The following is a 12,352-nucleotide window of genomic DNA, read 5'->3' on the forward strand; positions in this document are numbered from 1 at the left end:
CGGAGCCCCTCTGGTGCAATTGAGAGCAGATGATTGCCGGGCGTTGAACCTCGCGTCCGGCGATCGATCCGAGGCGAAAAGATTAAAGGGCCAATCGGGTGAAAAATACTCCCGAAAGGGCTTGTGTTGGATCGAGCGGTTGGTTATGAAAGGGCCATCAAGGAGCACGAAACACCCCGATGACCCTTCTTCCTAATCAAGCAGCCGCCGATCGTGAGGCCTTCCTCGAGTCACTCGGTTGGTCCGATCGCCACAACGAAGAGGTCTTCGCCATCGCGGAGATCCAGGAGCTCGTCCGGAACACCGGCGAATGGATCGAAGCCCTACTCGGGCCTTACCGCGGCGCCGCAGCGATGAAGGCGGTGCTGCTCGCACTCGAGCCGATGGAGGCGAAGGGCAGCGCGAAGCAGCAACAGCGGGTTGCTGCAACCGCGGCCCGGATTGACGCCGTAGGTTGGCGCGAAGTTCTTGAACATGAAGCTGATGGGCTCGCCGACTGGCCCTCTCTCGCGAGCGACTTCGAGTGGCTCTACGCCTATGCCATCGACGGCATCGTCTATGAGGGGCGAGAAACGCGCACGATTGAGCAGCGCCGTGCTCAACTCGTTGAACTCTTGTCCCGGACGGATCACTTCATCTCCCTGTTGCCCCCGGCGTGGGAGCCTTCGAAGGACTACCGGTGGTGTCTCCGCCGTATCCACGCGTCCGCAAAGGCGCGCTGGAAGCTCGACACCGGCGAACGGCTGACCGTCGCGGACGTCGCGCTCCTGGGTCGCCTCGATGAGAAGACCGTCCTCAACGCGTTCAGCGATCGCCGTTTACCGAGCTCGGCAGATGGAACATGCGCGGCCGAAGACGCGCGTGATTGGCTAATTAGTCGTCGCCCCAAGAAGTTCCGCCCGTCGCGGTGGATGGACCCAGGTGATGACCAGGACAGCCGCTCGCCGGATGAAAGCGCGGACCCTCGTCAAGGCGACACGGTATGGGTGCCGGTAGACGCTCGCGGTGACGCCTTCCTGCCAACCCTTGCGCGTCCGACGCGTCAGGGCGCCCTCGGCTTCCGAATCGGCCCGAAAGGGAACGAGCAGACGGTGGGGGACTTCTTCGACGCCCTCAGCGCGCTGAAGGGAATGCACCCTCCTCGCTGGCGACGCCCGAACGCCGAAGGCAACTGGGGAATTGTGCGGGCCGAGCCAAGCTGGCGCGCGATGCCCCGCGCCGAGATTGACCGACTACTTCGTGAAGCCGGCTTTTAGCCAAGCGCAGCAATGGGAGATGAGAGATGGAACTCGCCATGACACGCCATGCGACTGCGCGCTCTCAGGGGCGTGCGATCCCGCCCTTCGTGGTCTCGCTCCTCCTCGACCACGGTTCAGATCTTCGCCACGACGGAGCCGAAGTACGGTTCGTCGACAAAGCAGCCCGGCGCCGTATCCGGCGCGAACTCGGCGACCGCATTCATGCAGCCATCGAACCGTATCTCGATGCCTACGTCGTCTGCTCCGATGACGGGAGGATCATCACCACTGGCTGGCGCGTCCAGCGCCTGAAGCGGCCCTGATGGGTTCGCGCCTTTCGACTACCAGCCCCATCTGCCCGTCAGGAGTTCCGATCATCACAATGGATACCGTCGCTATCGATGCCGACCTCATGCGCCGCTTCGCTCCGGTCGTCAGTTCAACTTCCGCGGATGCCTTCCTAAGTGGCGAAACACTCGCCAGCCTGACCCTCGCGGAGGCGCCACCCCTTTCGGTCGTGTGGGCGCCATTCGACCATATGCCGTCCACCGCACGGCTGGTGATCGTTGGAATCACGCCTGGTAGGCAGCAGGCTGAGAATGCGCTCCGCGCCTTCCGAGACGCCTTGCGCAGCGGAGCGGTCCTCAGTGAGGCCGGGCGCCGGGCGAAACTGACTGGGTCCTTTAGTGGACCGCTGCGAGCGAATCTGGTGTCGATGCTCGATCACATCGGAGCGCACCGTGCCCTCGGCGTGCGCGGATGCCTTGAGCTGTTCGACCCTGCACGTGAAATCGTGCATTTCACCTCTGCGCTTCGATACCCTGTCTTTGTCGCAGGCCAGAACTACAACGGCGCGCCGGACATGCTGACTAACCCGACGCTTCGACGGATGGTCGAGACCCTTCTGGCCGCAGAGGCGCAAGCGCTGCCGAACGCTCTCTGGCTTCCGCTCGGGCCCAAGCCCGCCGCGGCACTGAGGCACCTCGTCCGACTTGGCATTCTTGATGCCGCGCGCGTCCTCGATGGCTTGCCTCACCCTAGCGGCGCGAACGCCGAGCGGATCGCCTACTTCCTCGGCAGAAAGGCGCCCGAAGCCCTGTCGTCCAAGACCAATCCGCAATCGATCGACGCTGCCCGTGATGCGCTTCGCGCGCAGATCACGCGGCTGACGGGTGAGGAGTCCTAACCGATGGCACGGCAGATACTCCTCCCTATCGATTCTCGCGGTACAACTGGCCAATATCAGACCTCCGGCCAGTGGCTTACGGCAGAGATGGCTCGGCGAGGAATTCCGAACGGCGAGTTATACTCGCGGCTATGCCGCCTCGGGTTCGCCTCGGCGTCCGGGAATATCGTGTCCATGTGGCGGACTGACCGATGCGCCATCTCGCTGGAAGTTTTGCCGCTCGTCCTGGAGGCACTCGGCATCGCGCCCGACGAGAGGCCGCTCTGGGCCTTACATTTTCTCCGTGCAATCCACCCGAGGCTTGTGAACTGCCTGGGTGGGCTATCGAGCGGCACAACGGCGGGGCGCGCAGGATAGTCTGCATGGCTTTTCAGCGCGGACAGCCACTACGTAAGGCGCCAATCTTCGATTCTCGGGGCGAGGCGCAGGACATTGGCCTCAGAAGAGACCGGTGATCGTGTGGGGTCATTTGTACTAGCCGGTCAGGGCATCCGCGCGATGATCATCGCTGACAGATCGCTCGATTAAACGCCCGATCCGCCGCCATCGCGTCCATCATGCGCGCGAGCGCTGGCGCGCTGGCGAGTTCGACGACGGCCTGCCGCTGAAGCTCGGCGGGGAACTCCGTCACCCGGGGACACGGCCGATCAGAAATCGCCGCGCCGCAGCCGCTCAGCAGAACCAGTGCGCTCAGCATCACGTGCTGCCGCATCTCCAGCCCTCCTCGTCACTTGCTCCTGGCGTGCGGCGTCGGCACTGCGACCATCGCTGCCGTCGCGCCGCCCGGCCAGGTACGCGGCACCGAGCGCGGCCATCGCCGCGCCGACGAGCGCGAACCACCCCTGCACGCGCGCCCAAGCCGCCGCGATCACGCCGCGCGCTCCCGGCGCAGCAGGAGGGTCACAACCACCGCCGCGACGGCCACCACCAGCGCCACGCCGATCCAGACCGGCACGCCTGCCAGCGCTTGCAGGGCCGGTGCGGCGGTCGCCGCCGCGGTGGCATAGGCGCCCAGCTTCGCCGCCACGGCCCCTTCGGTGGGCGGCGCGGCCGGCGCGACATGCCGGCTGGCGACGAACTCCCCCCGCGCCCAGAGCCCGGCCTCGGCGGCACGACGGTTCACCAGCCCCGGCACGGTGACCAGCCGCCCGCTGCGCCGCTGCTTCACGTAGAGCCCCATGCGCCGGAGCGCGCCGTCGTAGTCGCCGCGGTTGAGCGTCGCCGCGATATTGGCCAGCGGCTTCCCCGGCGCCGTGCTGTGCCCCAGATTGAAGGCAAACGACACCAGCGCGCCGTACTGGCCGTCGGTCAGCGGCACGGTGACGCTGCGCGCAATTGTCGCCTCGACTGGCGCCAGGTCCTCCAGCAGAAGCCGCTCGGCCTCGACCTGCGTGATCCGCTGCCCAGACCGAGCGGTTCGGGTGTGGCCGTAGCCGATGGTCAGCGTCCCGCGGATGGTATCACCGGGCTGGATAAATCGCGGCGGCCGCGCCGGATCGGCGTCGTCATAGGTATGGAGGACGCAGCCCTCCCACCGCTTGAGCAGATCGAGCGCCTCGGCGCTGATGCGGCGGGCGTTCATTCCCCACCTCCGAACCGCGCAGTGAGCAGACGGTCGAGCTTGCCGTCCAGCTTGTCGAGGCGGGCGAGGACGCGGCCGACATCGGCGTGCAGGTCGGCCTTGGTGGCGTATTCGCGCGCCAGCTGCTCGCGCGTGCGCGACAGGCAGAGCTCCATCTGCCGCAGGCGATCGAGCGAGGCTTTGAGGAAATAGGCCAGCGGCGCGATGGCGAGCGTCGTCACCACCTGCCAGAGCAGGGTCGGGGTGAGGTCCATGATGTTCTCCGAGGAGTGTGAGGCAGGCCGGGCGGGGCTTGGTGCTGCGGGGGACCGCCGGGCGCGGTCAGGCCGATCAGGCGATGGTCACGCCTTTCCACACGGCGGCGCCGGGGGTGGCATCGGTGCAGAACCAGATCTTGGCGCCTGCGGTGTCGAGCCAATGCGAGCCGACGCCGTAGCCGGCGGCGCTGTCATCGGTCGCGGTGGGCGCTGTGGTGGCGCTGAGATTGTGCCGCAGCCCAAACTCGACGCCCGTGCCGGCGCCATTCACCTGCAGCAGCTTCCCCGCCGCGCCGGCGTAGGACGAGGGGGTGTCGGTCAGCGCCAGCAGGGTTGGGTTGGCCGCGTCGGCGGTCTCGACCGCCTCGATGGCGAATTGCAGGTCATTGGCGCCGCCGGTCCGCGTCGCCGAGGCGTAGGGCTGCAGCTCGAAGTAGTCGCCCGCGGTGACGGCAACGACCGCGGACCCAAAGCTGTAGTCGGCATCAGTGTAGCCAGAGGCGGCCTTGAAATCGCCCTGGCCGACGAAGGCGGCGCCGTTCTTGTAGATCCTCGCCCCATGGTTGGCGCTGCCCCCGGTCCAGCGCAGCCGCGCCCAGAGCCGCACCTTGGTGACCCCGGCCGGTACCGTGAGGCGCGTCGGGGCCGCCCCGCTCCAGAACCCATCGGTGTCATAGGTCGCGTCGGTGAAGGGGACGGCGGTCGGCGTGGTGGCGATGGAGAGGGTGGTGGCCCGCCGCACCAGCGCCCCTTTGAACGGCAGCATCACCCGCGACAGGATGCCGGTGCCGAGCGGGCGCCAGGCGGCGCCGTCGAACTGCAGCAGGTCGCCGTTGAGGAACGGCCCGACCACATCGGCGAGATCGCCGAGCGCGGCAGCGCCACCCACCCCGTAGCAGTTGGTGCCATTGCCCTGGATCAGCACGATGGCGCCATTGCCGACCGTCACCGTGGCGCCCGTCGCATAGCCCACCGTGATGTCGAGCGCGCCGCCGATGCTGTTCTGGATGGCGAGGCGCCGGGCCTTGCTCGGCAGCGTCACCTTGCGCACGGCGGTGTTGCTGCCGGTCAGGGTGACGAGGCCGGCGCGCAGTGCCTGGGCGTCGGTCAGGGTGATGTTGGCATCGCCCATGGCGATGGAGATCGCCGCATTGGCGCTGGCGTCGAGCGCCTCGAGCGCGGTGTTGGCGGTGACCTCTTTCTGGTTCTGCGCCGCCTGGATGAAGGGAATGCCGAGGTTGGTGGTGCCACTCATGGGCTGCTCCTCACAGGGTGGCCTCAGCGGGTAGGCCGCGGCCGACCAGGGCGCTGATCTGCTGGAGGCGGACAAACACCTCGGCCTGGGCGGCGCCGAAGTCGGTGGTCTGGTTCGCCGCCGCGTAGGTCGCGGTGGGCGCGGTGACGGCGATGGTCCGCACCACCGCCTGCGTGTAGGTGGCGGCGGCGATGTCCGGCCCGCCTACGGTGGCGTAGAAGGCGAGCTCGGGGATGTTCCACCAGGAACCGCCGTTCAGCGCGGTCACCGCGATGCGGAGACGGGCATAGGTCGCGGGTGCGGCGAGGCTGTATTTGCGCAGCTCGTTGACGGCCCAGCCGGTGATGCCGCTGCGGGTGTCGAGGAGCTCCCAGGCGGTGCCGTTCCACCCCTCGACAGTCCAGGCGTTGGGGCTTTCGGAGGTGGCGCCGGCGGCGCCGCGCAACCCGTACTGGCGGACGGTTTGCGGGGTGGCGAAGGTGACCTCGGCGGTGCGTGGCGAAGGCGAGGCGCCGATAATGGTCCAGGTGGATGGATTGCCATCGAAGATCACCGAGGCCGTGCCGCCTGATGCAGCGTAGGTCCTGGTGACCGCCGGCGGCCCGTTCAGTACATCGACCTCGTAGGCCTCGGAGGCTTCCGCCAGCGGCACGGTGCCGGTGCCGTCGAGCCATTCCCCGCCCAGCCGCGTGCGGCGCAGCCAGGCGATCGTGAGGTTTTGACTGCCGTCGCGCGTACCGGTGACCTGGCAGGGGGCGAAGGGCCGTTCGGCGCGGCCGCGCGCTGCCTTGGTGACGGTGCTGGCCGCGGTCTCCACCGTCTCGAACACGGTCACGGCGCGGTGGTGCCGGGTGGCGCTGGCCTCGCTGGCCTGGGCCTGGAACTGGAATCGCGCGGCATCGAGCAGCACGAAGCTGTCGCCGGCAGCCCGGGAGGCGATCATGTCCTCGGTCCCGCGCCGCCCACGCAACAGGCCGGTCAGGCGGTAGCGCGCGGCGCCGAGGTCGGTGGCGTCGCGGAACTGGATGATCTCGGCCCGCCCGTCCGGGCCGACCAGCGCCGCGCGGTTGGCGCCATTGAGCACCTCGAGCTCGGTGGCGCTGTCGAGCTCGCCATCGGCCAGTTGCACCTCCACCGTACTGGTCTCGTCCCAAGTCCAAGGGGAAACAGACACGGCGGGACCGACCTGGACGCTGCCCCAGGTCACTGGCGTGGTGACGGCGCCAAGGGCGTCCCAGCTGGCCTGGTCGGGGCTGCGGTTCAGCACCACGCCGCGGAACCGTTGGCCGTCATAAGCGCCGACCAGGGCGTATTCCCGCAGCCCGGCTTGGCCGAGGTCGTCGCCGTCATCGACCAGGGCGAGGTCGGGCAGCAGCAGCCGGGCGAAGTACGGTGCCGGCATGCCGGGCTCGGCCCAGCCGGCGCCGCCCTCGGCCGAGGCAGCCAGGGCGTAGCTGGCCGCGTCCTCGGTCACCGCCTCCAGCCGAGTGACCCAGTTCGCCCCGAGCTGCGTGGAGAGGACGCGGCAACGGATCGCCGCCCCGTCCCGGGTCGTCAGAGTGATGGGATCGGTCGGCACCAGCCGGGCATGTCGGGGACCAACGGCGCAGGTGAGCCTGGTGCGCTCACGCCAGCTGCCGGTGATCAGCCGCCGGGCGACTGCCTTGGCCTCGCCGGCGGTCAGCGGGGTGGGGAGATCGATGCCGGCGGACGCGTTGGCACCGACGGTGGCGGTCGGGCTCACTGGCCGCCGCCAGGACTGCGCGTTCTGCTCAAAGCCCCGCTCGACATCGAGAAAGCGCACGGTGAGCTCGCGCGGCAGGTCGGCATCCTGGGCGCGCTGCTCCTGCAGCACGGAGGCGTCCGGCTCCTCCCGCACCATCTCGCCATAGGGGATGGTGGCGACGACGGACCCGCCGCGCTTGCGGAACAGCAGCACGTCGTCCTGCTCGACCGCGTCGAACTGGAAGGCGCTGGCGAGCGGGGTGATGGCGTCCCGCGCCGAGGTGGGCCGGGGGAGGATGTAGCCGCGCAGGCTATCGGTCAGCGCGACGGTATTGATGTCCGTCCCCGTCAGGCCAGCGCGCTGGCACAGCGCGGCGACCACCTGCCCCACCGTCAGCGTGTTGGCCGCCGCGCGCGAGAGGTAGCGCTTGGCGATCTCGCGCACGCCGGCGCCGGCGCTGACCTGACCGAGCACCGCCTGCTGCTCGTCGAGCCAAAACAGCGTCTTGAAGTTGTCGCCCGCCTGGTTGACCAGCACGTCGCCCGAGCCGGTCTGGATCAGGAAATTGCCGCCCAATCCCCAGGTGGCGCCGAGCACGCGGGAGATCTGGCCGCGGCCGTCATGGAAGGCCGGCAGCACATGGTCGACCACCTTCCACACCACGCCGCCACCGGGTGACCACTTGATGGTGGAGAAGCGTCCCCAGCCGCTGAGCGGCCCGCCGGTGACGGAGAGGGTGATCACCAGCGTGTCGTCGCTGGCGTCCCAGAAGGCCGCCTGAAGCAGCGGGCGAACGGCGAGCGGGTCGATCTCCGCCTGGACGTCGATCGAGGTGTAGTCGTCGCGAAAGATGCCCATGGCAGCACCGCCGCCGAGGCTCGCGGCTCCCGAGTAGTAGCGGAAGCGCGCGACATCGATGCGGAACGGCGTCGCGAGTTCTGAGGCGCGCAGGTACCAGAGCTCGACGCCGCCATCGTCGCGGGTGCGGCCGGGCACCAGGATCACCGGGAAGGTCAGCGGGCCGATGCCGAGGCCGATCGGCACCGGCGGCGGCTCGATCGCCACATCGCCGGCGCCCCAGACATATTCCATGCGGTCGGCATCGATGGTCAGGGTCGCCGAGTAGGATCCCTGCACGATGACGAAGGTGCGCGGGCGCGCGCCGAGGCGCGGCACCGACAGGCTGGTGATCGCCATCGGATTGACCAGGCGGGTGCCGTTGTCGCCGAAGCCGGTGCCGTCGCCGAGCGGGTTGCCAAACACGCCCACCCCGCGCATGGCGTCAGGGTCGATCTTGAACAGCGGGACGCGATTGGCGTTGCCGCCGGTGAGATACAGGAAGCCATCGACGCCCAGATGCATCAGCCCGGTGCCGGTGCTGTCCGGGCCGGGGGTGGTGCCGAAGGGGAACAGCGGCCCCAACACGCGGTCGAGCGTGTGCTCGCCCAGCGTCTGCATCGTCACCAGGTCGTAGACCCGGATCATCTCGTTGGCGCCGCCGCCCGAGGTGGACGTCCGGACGCGGCCCTCGTAGATGCGACCCCGCCGATAATCGACCGCGACGTTGCAGGCCCAGTTGCCGAGGTAGGTACGTCCCGACGGCGAGGACGGCCAGAGCGGCGTGGCGGGCGGGATGGTGGCGACCTGCGGGAAGCTGCGCGCCGCGTCGCCGGCGAGTTCCACGGTGACGTTCGGCATGCGGCTGCCGAAGCGCTCCAGCGGCACCTCCTCGAAGACGATGTACGCCAGGCCCCTGTGCGCCGGCGCCTCGGTCGCACCGAGGGTGGCTGCGAGCAGCGGGTCTGGGAGCTGGGTCTCGCTGCCGGGATGGAAGCGCCAGACCAGGCCGGGGATCTGCACCACCTCGCTGGAGCCGGTGGTGTCGTAGACCAGCTGCGCGTCGAGCCAGATGCGCAGCACCTGCGGGTTGGAGGGCGGGATCAGCCATTCGCACAGCCCGACCGCCCAGGAGAGGTAGTAGCTGTAGGTCGTCGACTTCGCACCGCCACCACCCTTGCCCTGGCGGCGGGTGGTGGCGCGCTCGCGCAGGTCGGTTTTCCAGATGACGTTGCCGGCGAGTTTGATCCGGCCGACCGCTAGCGGGATGGGCAGGCCGTAGCCGGAGGTCTGGACGGTGAGGTCGTTGAGCCGCGGGCCCTGGGTGTCCTGGCCCTTGGGCGGGAACAGCAGCGCGCCGGCGGCGCCGCCGAGGGCCCAGCCGATCGAGGCCCCGAGCGGGTTGAAGCCCGAGACCACGAATCCAATCGCAGCACCGGCGCCGGCGACGGCAAGCTGGGCCATGGCTCAGGCCTCCGCGACTGCCGAGAGAACGGGCAGCCGGAAGGCGCCGAGCAGCGCAGCGCGGAGTTCAGCATCCATCGGCTGCTCGACCACCTGGCGGCGCGGCGCATAGGCGTGCAGGCAGGCCGGCACGCCCCAGGTGGGATGAACGGAGGCGACGCCGACATGGCCGCCGTACAGCCCCATGCGGAACAGCAGCACGTCGCCGGGCGCGGCCTCCGCCACCCTGGTGGCATGCGCCAAGATGCCGTCCAGCAAGCGGGTGCCCTGTGGCGCGCGGGCGTAGGGGGCGGGATCCGGCAGTTCCACGCCCGCCTCGCGGGCGGCCAGCAGCACTAGGCCGATGCAGTCCACGCCCGTCTGCCCACGGCCGAGATGGCGCCAGGACACGCCGACATAGCTGCGCGCGGCGGCGACGAAGGCCTCCGCCGTCGCGGTGGCCTGCACGGTCACGCCGGTGTCTCCAGCACCGCCAGCGCGCCAGGGATGAAGGGCTCGCCGCGGAAGTTCAGGTAGTTGCCGAATACCGCCTGGCAGGTCGCCTTGCGCTTGTCGCAGCCAGGCTGGATGCGCAGCACGTCGCCCACCGTCGGCGCGAAGGGCGGCGGCGCGAACAGCGACAGCACGCGACCCGCCTGGTTCCAAGCCAGCACCTCGCGCGCGACGCCGGCGTTGGCGCCAGACTGCCAGATGGCGACGCCACCCTCGAAGTAGGCGTTGGCAAAGCCGGCGATGGCGGCCGACATCGCCAGCGTCACGCTGTCGGTCACCGTCTCGACGATCGCCTGCTGCGTCCAGCCGGCGCCGAAGGTGAGGTCGACCTTGCAGCGGGCATCGCCGAGATCGGCACGACATTCCGGCTGGTAGATCGATCCGATGGTCTGCTGCAGCGGCTGGGCGAGGCCGCGCAACTCGGCGCGGAAGCCGCCGTCATCCTGCGCGATGACCTCGCCGAGGCGGCCGCGGCGGAGTTTCAGCTCCCCGTCCGCCAGGCTCGCCCAGTTCACCGCGAAGATCCGCACCTCGGCGTGATCCCACAGCCCGGCGCGCAGTTCCGCCGGGTCGATGGCGGTGCTGTCGAGCAGGCCAAGCAGCTCGGTCTCGTCCACCGCGAGCTCGGCGCCGGCCGAGATGGCGGCGCGCTGGTAGCCGAGGGCACAGGCATAGGTCTCGCCGCCATAGACGAGGTCGCGGTCGTGATCGGTGAAGGTGAACACCGCGCCATCGCGGCGCACCACGCGCCAGAGGGTGGCGAGCGTGGTCGCCTCGCCAGCAAGATGCGCGGCGAGTGCGGGAGAGACAGATTTCACTCGCGGATCTCCACCACGGGAATGTCCGACCACTCGCCGATCTGGAAGGCGGTCAGGCGCAGCGGCAGCGTGTCGGTGTCGAAGCGCGCCGGGACGTCGAACTCGCAGGCGGCCTCGATCGCCTGGCCGGTGGTGCCGGCGAGCGCGCTGCCGAGGGTGATGACGCCGGTGGCGAGGTTGACCTGGAACTGGCTGGACCCTGTCCCGAGGCTGCGCTCGGTGCCGTTGACCCAGCAGCGCACGGTGCCGGAGACGGGGCGGGTGATGCTGCGCGTCACCGAGGTCGGGCCCGAGGTGTAGGTGCGCAGGATCTGCCAGGTGGCATCGCCACCGCCGGTAGTGCCGATGACCTGCCGGTCGAGCTGATAGTCGGACCAGTCCTTGAAGCGGAAGGCGTGCAGCCGTCCCGCCCGCGCCCGGAAAAATGCGATCAGGACGGCGAGGTCGTTGTCGTCCTGCAGCCCGGTGGCGACGTTCCACCGGCCGCGGCCGGCGGACCAATTGCCCTGGCGCTGCTCATACCCGCCGGAGGAGATGATCACAGAGGTGGAGAATTCCGGGCCGCCCTCCGCCCCCTCGGCGATGCGGTCGGGGAAGCGGACGTCGTGGAAGGCCATGGGTCAGCGTCCGATGCAGAGCTGGGGAGGCGCCGCCCCGCCAAACCTCCCTGCCAGGTAGCAGTGCCACCTGGATCGCCGGCACTTGGTGCTGGGAAGGATGTGGGCGCCGTGGGCGAAGATCAGGAACACGGACGCGGCCGTTGCGCAGGGCGCGAAAGCGCCGATACGCTCACCGCGGCAGCAGGTTGCCCGATGATCGAGGAGCGGCGGTCCTCTGACGATGCCCCGCGTGCGACATAACTACAGCCGATCCGCTGCCGAGAGGCGCTTCGCTCGCGTTTACGAAACAGTGGAGGGCGATCGCTGCATCTACTGCGGTATGCCCAGCGATGGCGCCTACGACCATCAGCCGCCGGTATACGTGCTCCACAGATTCGCCAGCGGTCGGCTCGTCACAAAGAGGGAAATCCGCGAACGTTTCGGGCGGTGCGAGCTGGTCCCGTGTTGCACCATCTGCAACATGGGACTCGGCGCCTACCATGGCGAAAGCAACAACGATCGAAGACGAGAGATCGTGAACTGGTTTCTCTGCGACAGCGAGTTTCCGGAGGACAAGCTGATTCTCAATGTCGGGTATGGGTTGATTCAGAAATATCTAAGCGGACATCGAGAAAAGAATATCTACGTCTTTCCCGGCGTCGGGCGCGCCATTTACATCGAAGCGTTGCATGGGTTTGTCGACGGGAAATTCAGCAGCCCTGATGATTTCCCGGACTGGCTAAAGCTGACCCAATCCGAGCTCGCAGAGTGGCTTCGCGGCGCTCCCAAGCGAAAATCTCAGTACTTCCTGGATATGGCGAGCCTCCAAAGCTACGACCTCGTGCCTGACGCCCGCAGTGATCCTCGCGGTCAGTTCGAGTAGGGCGCGTCACCGCCG

At 68.7% G+C, this 12,352-nt stretch carries 12 protein-coding genes; 4 read left to right on the forward strand and 8 right to left on the reverse strand.

The annotated features are described in order from the left end of the window. Window positions 1–179: 179 nt before the first annotated feature. The 3 genes from HW578_RS00175 to HW578_RS00185 are packed head-to-tail and all read left to right on the forward strand — an operon-like array spanning window position 180 to window position 2,424. The gene (locus HW578_RS00175; RefSeq protein ID WP_198368466.1) at window positions 180–1,256 is read left to right on the forward strand and encodes a hypothetical protein; all 1,077 of its coding nucleotides are present in this window, start codon (window positions 180–182) and stop codon (window positions 1,254–1,256) included. Window positions 1,257–1,282: 26 nt separating this feature from the next. Next, window positions 1,283–1,561, forward strand: coding sequence for a hypothetical protein (locus tag HW578_RS00180; protein WP_198368467.1), 279 nt, complete (start codon window positions 1,283–1,285; stop codon window positions 1,559–1,561). Continuing rightward, a complete protein-coding gene (locus HW578_RS00185; RefSeq protein WP_198368468.1) occupies window positions 1,561–2,424 on the forward strand; it encodes a hypothetical protein in 864 nt (287 codons plus the stop codon). Before HW578_RS00180 ends, HW578_RS00185 begins: the two co-directional genes overlap by 1 nt. Before the next feature lie 502 nt (window positions 2,425–2,926). Here the strand turns inward: HW578_RS00185 and HW578_RS00190 are convergent. The 8 genes from HW578_RS00190 to HW578_RS00225 form a co-directional block, all read right to left on the reverse strand. Next, the gene (locus HW578_RS00190) at window positions 2,927–3,136 is read right to left on the reverse strand and encodes a hypothetical protein (protein WP_198368469.1); all 210 of its coding nucleotides are present in this window, start codon (window positions 3,134–3,136) and stop codon (window positions 2,927–2,929) included. Between the two features lie 156 nt (window positions 3,137–3,292). Beyond that, on the reverse strand, window positions 3,293–4,006 hold the full coding sequence (locus tag HW578_RS00195; protein ID WP_198368470.1) for a lysozyme: 714 nt from the start codon (window positions 4,004–4,006) through the stop codon (window positions 3,293–3,295). Further along, complete coding sequence (locus HW578_RS00200) at window positions 4,003–4,260, reverse strand: hypothetical protein (protein ID WP_184487162.1); 258 nt, start codon at window positions 4,258–4,260, stop codon at window positions 4,003–4,005. Before HW578_RS00200 ends, HW578_RS00195 begins: the two co-directional genes overlap by 4 nt. 76 nt (window positions 4,261–4,336) lie before the next feature. Continuing rightward, on the reverse strand, window positions 4,337–5,518 hold the full coding sequence (locus HW578_RS00205; protein ID WP_198368471.1) for a hypothetical protein: 1,182 nt from the start codon (window positions 5,516–5,518) through the stop codon (window positions 4,337–4,339). Window positions 5,519–5,528: 10 nt separating this feature from the next. Further along, window positions 5,529–9,545 (reverse strand): phage tail protein, encoded by a 4,017-nt coding sequence (locus tag HW578_RS00210; RefSeq protein WP_198368472.1) that lies wholly within the window; start codon window positions 9,543–9,545, stop codon window positions 5,529–5,531. 3 nt (window positions 9,546–9,548) lie between these two features. Further along, the gene (locus HW578_RS00215) at window positions 9,549–9,998 is read right to left on the reverse strand and encodes a C40 family peptidase (protein ID WP_198368473.1); all 450 of its coding nucleotides are present in this window, start codon (window positions 9,996–9,998) and stop codon (window positions 9,549–9,551) included. After that, the gene (locus tag HW578_RS00220) at window positions 9,995–10,855 is read right to left on the reverse strand and encodes a DUF2163 domain-containing protein (RefSeq protein ID WP_198368474.1); all 861 of its coding nucleotides are present in this window, start codon (window positions 10,853–10,855) and stop codon (window positions 9,995–9,997) included. The genes HW578_RS00215 and HW578_RS00220 overlap by 4 nt, the downstream gene beginning before the upstream one ends. Then, entirely contained in the window at window positions 10,852–11,472 is a 621-nt protein-coding gene (locus HW578_RS00225) for a DUF2460 domain-containing protein (RefSeq protein ID WP_198368475.1), read from the reverse strand. Before HW578_RS00225 ends, HW578_RS00220 begins: the two co-directional genes overlap by 4 nt. 232 nt (window positions 11,473–11,704) lie before the next feature. On the opposite strand from HW578_RS00225, the gene HW578_RS00230 reads away from it, so the two are divergent. Continuing rightward, window positions 11,705–12,337 (forward strand): hypothetical protein, encoded by a 633-nt coding sequence (locus HW578_RS00230; protein WP_198368476.1) that lies wholly within the window; start codon window positions 11,705–11,707, stop codon window positions 12,335–12,337. The last annotated feature ends 15 nt before the right edge of the window (window positions 12,338–12,352 follow it).

The organism is Roseomonas rosulenta (assembly GCF_016106005.1).
GTDB lineage: Bacteria > Pseudomonadota > Alphaproteobacteria > Acetobacterales > Acetobacteraceae > Neoroseomonas > Neoroseomonas rosulenta.

What these genes read in the sequence shown, in the direction of transcription:
- HW578_RS00175 (WP_198368466.1), top strand. Translation starts at nt 180, where the DNA reads ATGACCCTTCTTCCTAATCAAGCAGCCGCCGATCGTGAGGCCTTCCTC.
- HW578_RS00180 (WP_198368467.1), top strand. Translation starts at nt 1,283, where the DNA reads ATGGAACTCGCCATGACACGCCATGCGACTGCGCGCTCTCAGGGGCGT.
- HW578_RS00185 (WP_198368468.1), top strand. Translation starts at nt 1,561, where the DNA reads ATGGGTTCGCGCCTTTCGACTACCAGCCCCATCTGCCCGTCAGGAGTT.
- HW578_RS00190 (WP_198368469.1), bottom strand. Translation starts at nt 3,136, where the DNA reads ATGCGGCAGCACGTGATGCTGAGCGCACTGGTTCTGCTGAGCGGCTGC.
- HW578_RS00195 (WP_198368470.1), bottom strand. Translation starts at nt 4,006, where the DNA reads ATGAACGCCCGCCGCATCAGCGCCGAGGCGCTCGATCTGCTCAAGCGG.
- HW578_RS00200 (WP_184487162.1), bottom strand. Translation starts at nt 4,260, where the DNA reads ATGGACCTCACCCCGACCCTGCTCTGGCAGGTGGTGACGACGCTCGCC.
- HW578_RS00205 (WP_198368471.1), bottom strand. Translation starts at nt 5,518, where the DNA reads ATGAGTGGCACCACCAACCTCGGCATTCCCTTCATCCAGGCGGCGCAG.
- HW578_RS00210 (WP_198368472.1), bottom strand. Translation starts at nt 9,545, where the DNA reads ATGGCCCAGCTTGCCGTCGCCGGCGCCGGTGCTGCGATTGGATTCGTG.
- HW578_RS00225 (WP_198368475.1), bottom strand. Translation starts at nt 11,472, where the DNA reads ATGGCCTTCCACGACGTCCGCTTCCCCGACCGCATCGCCGAGGGGGCG.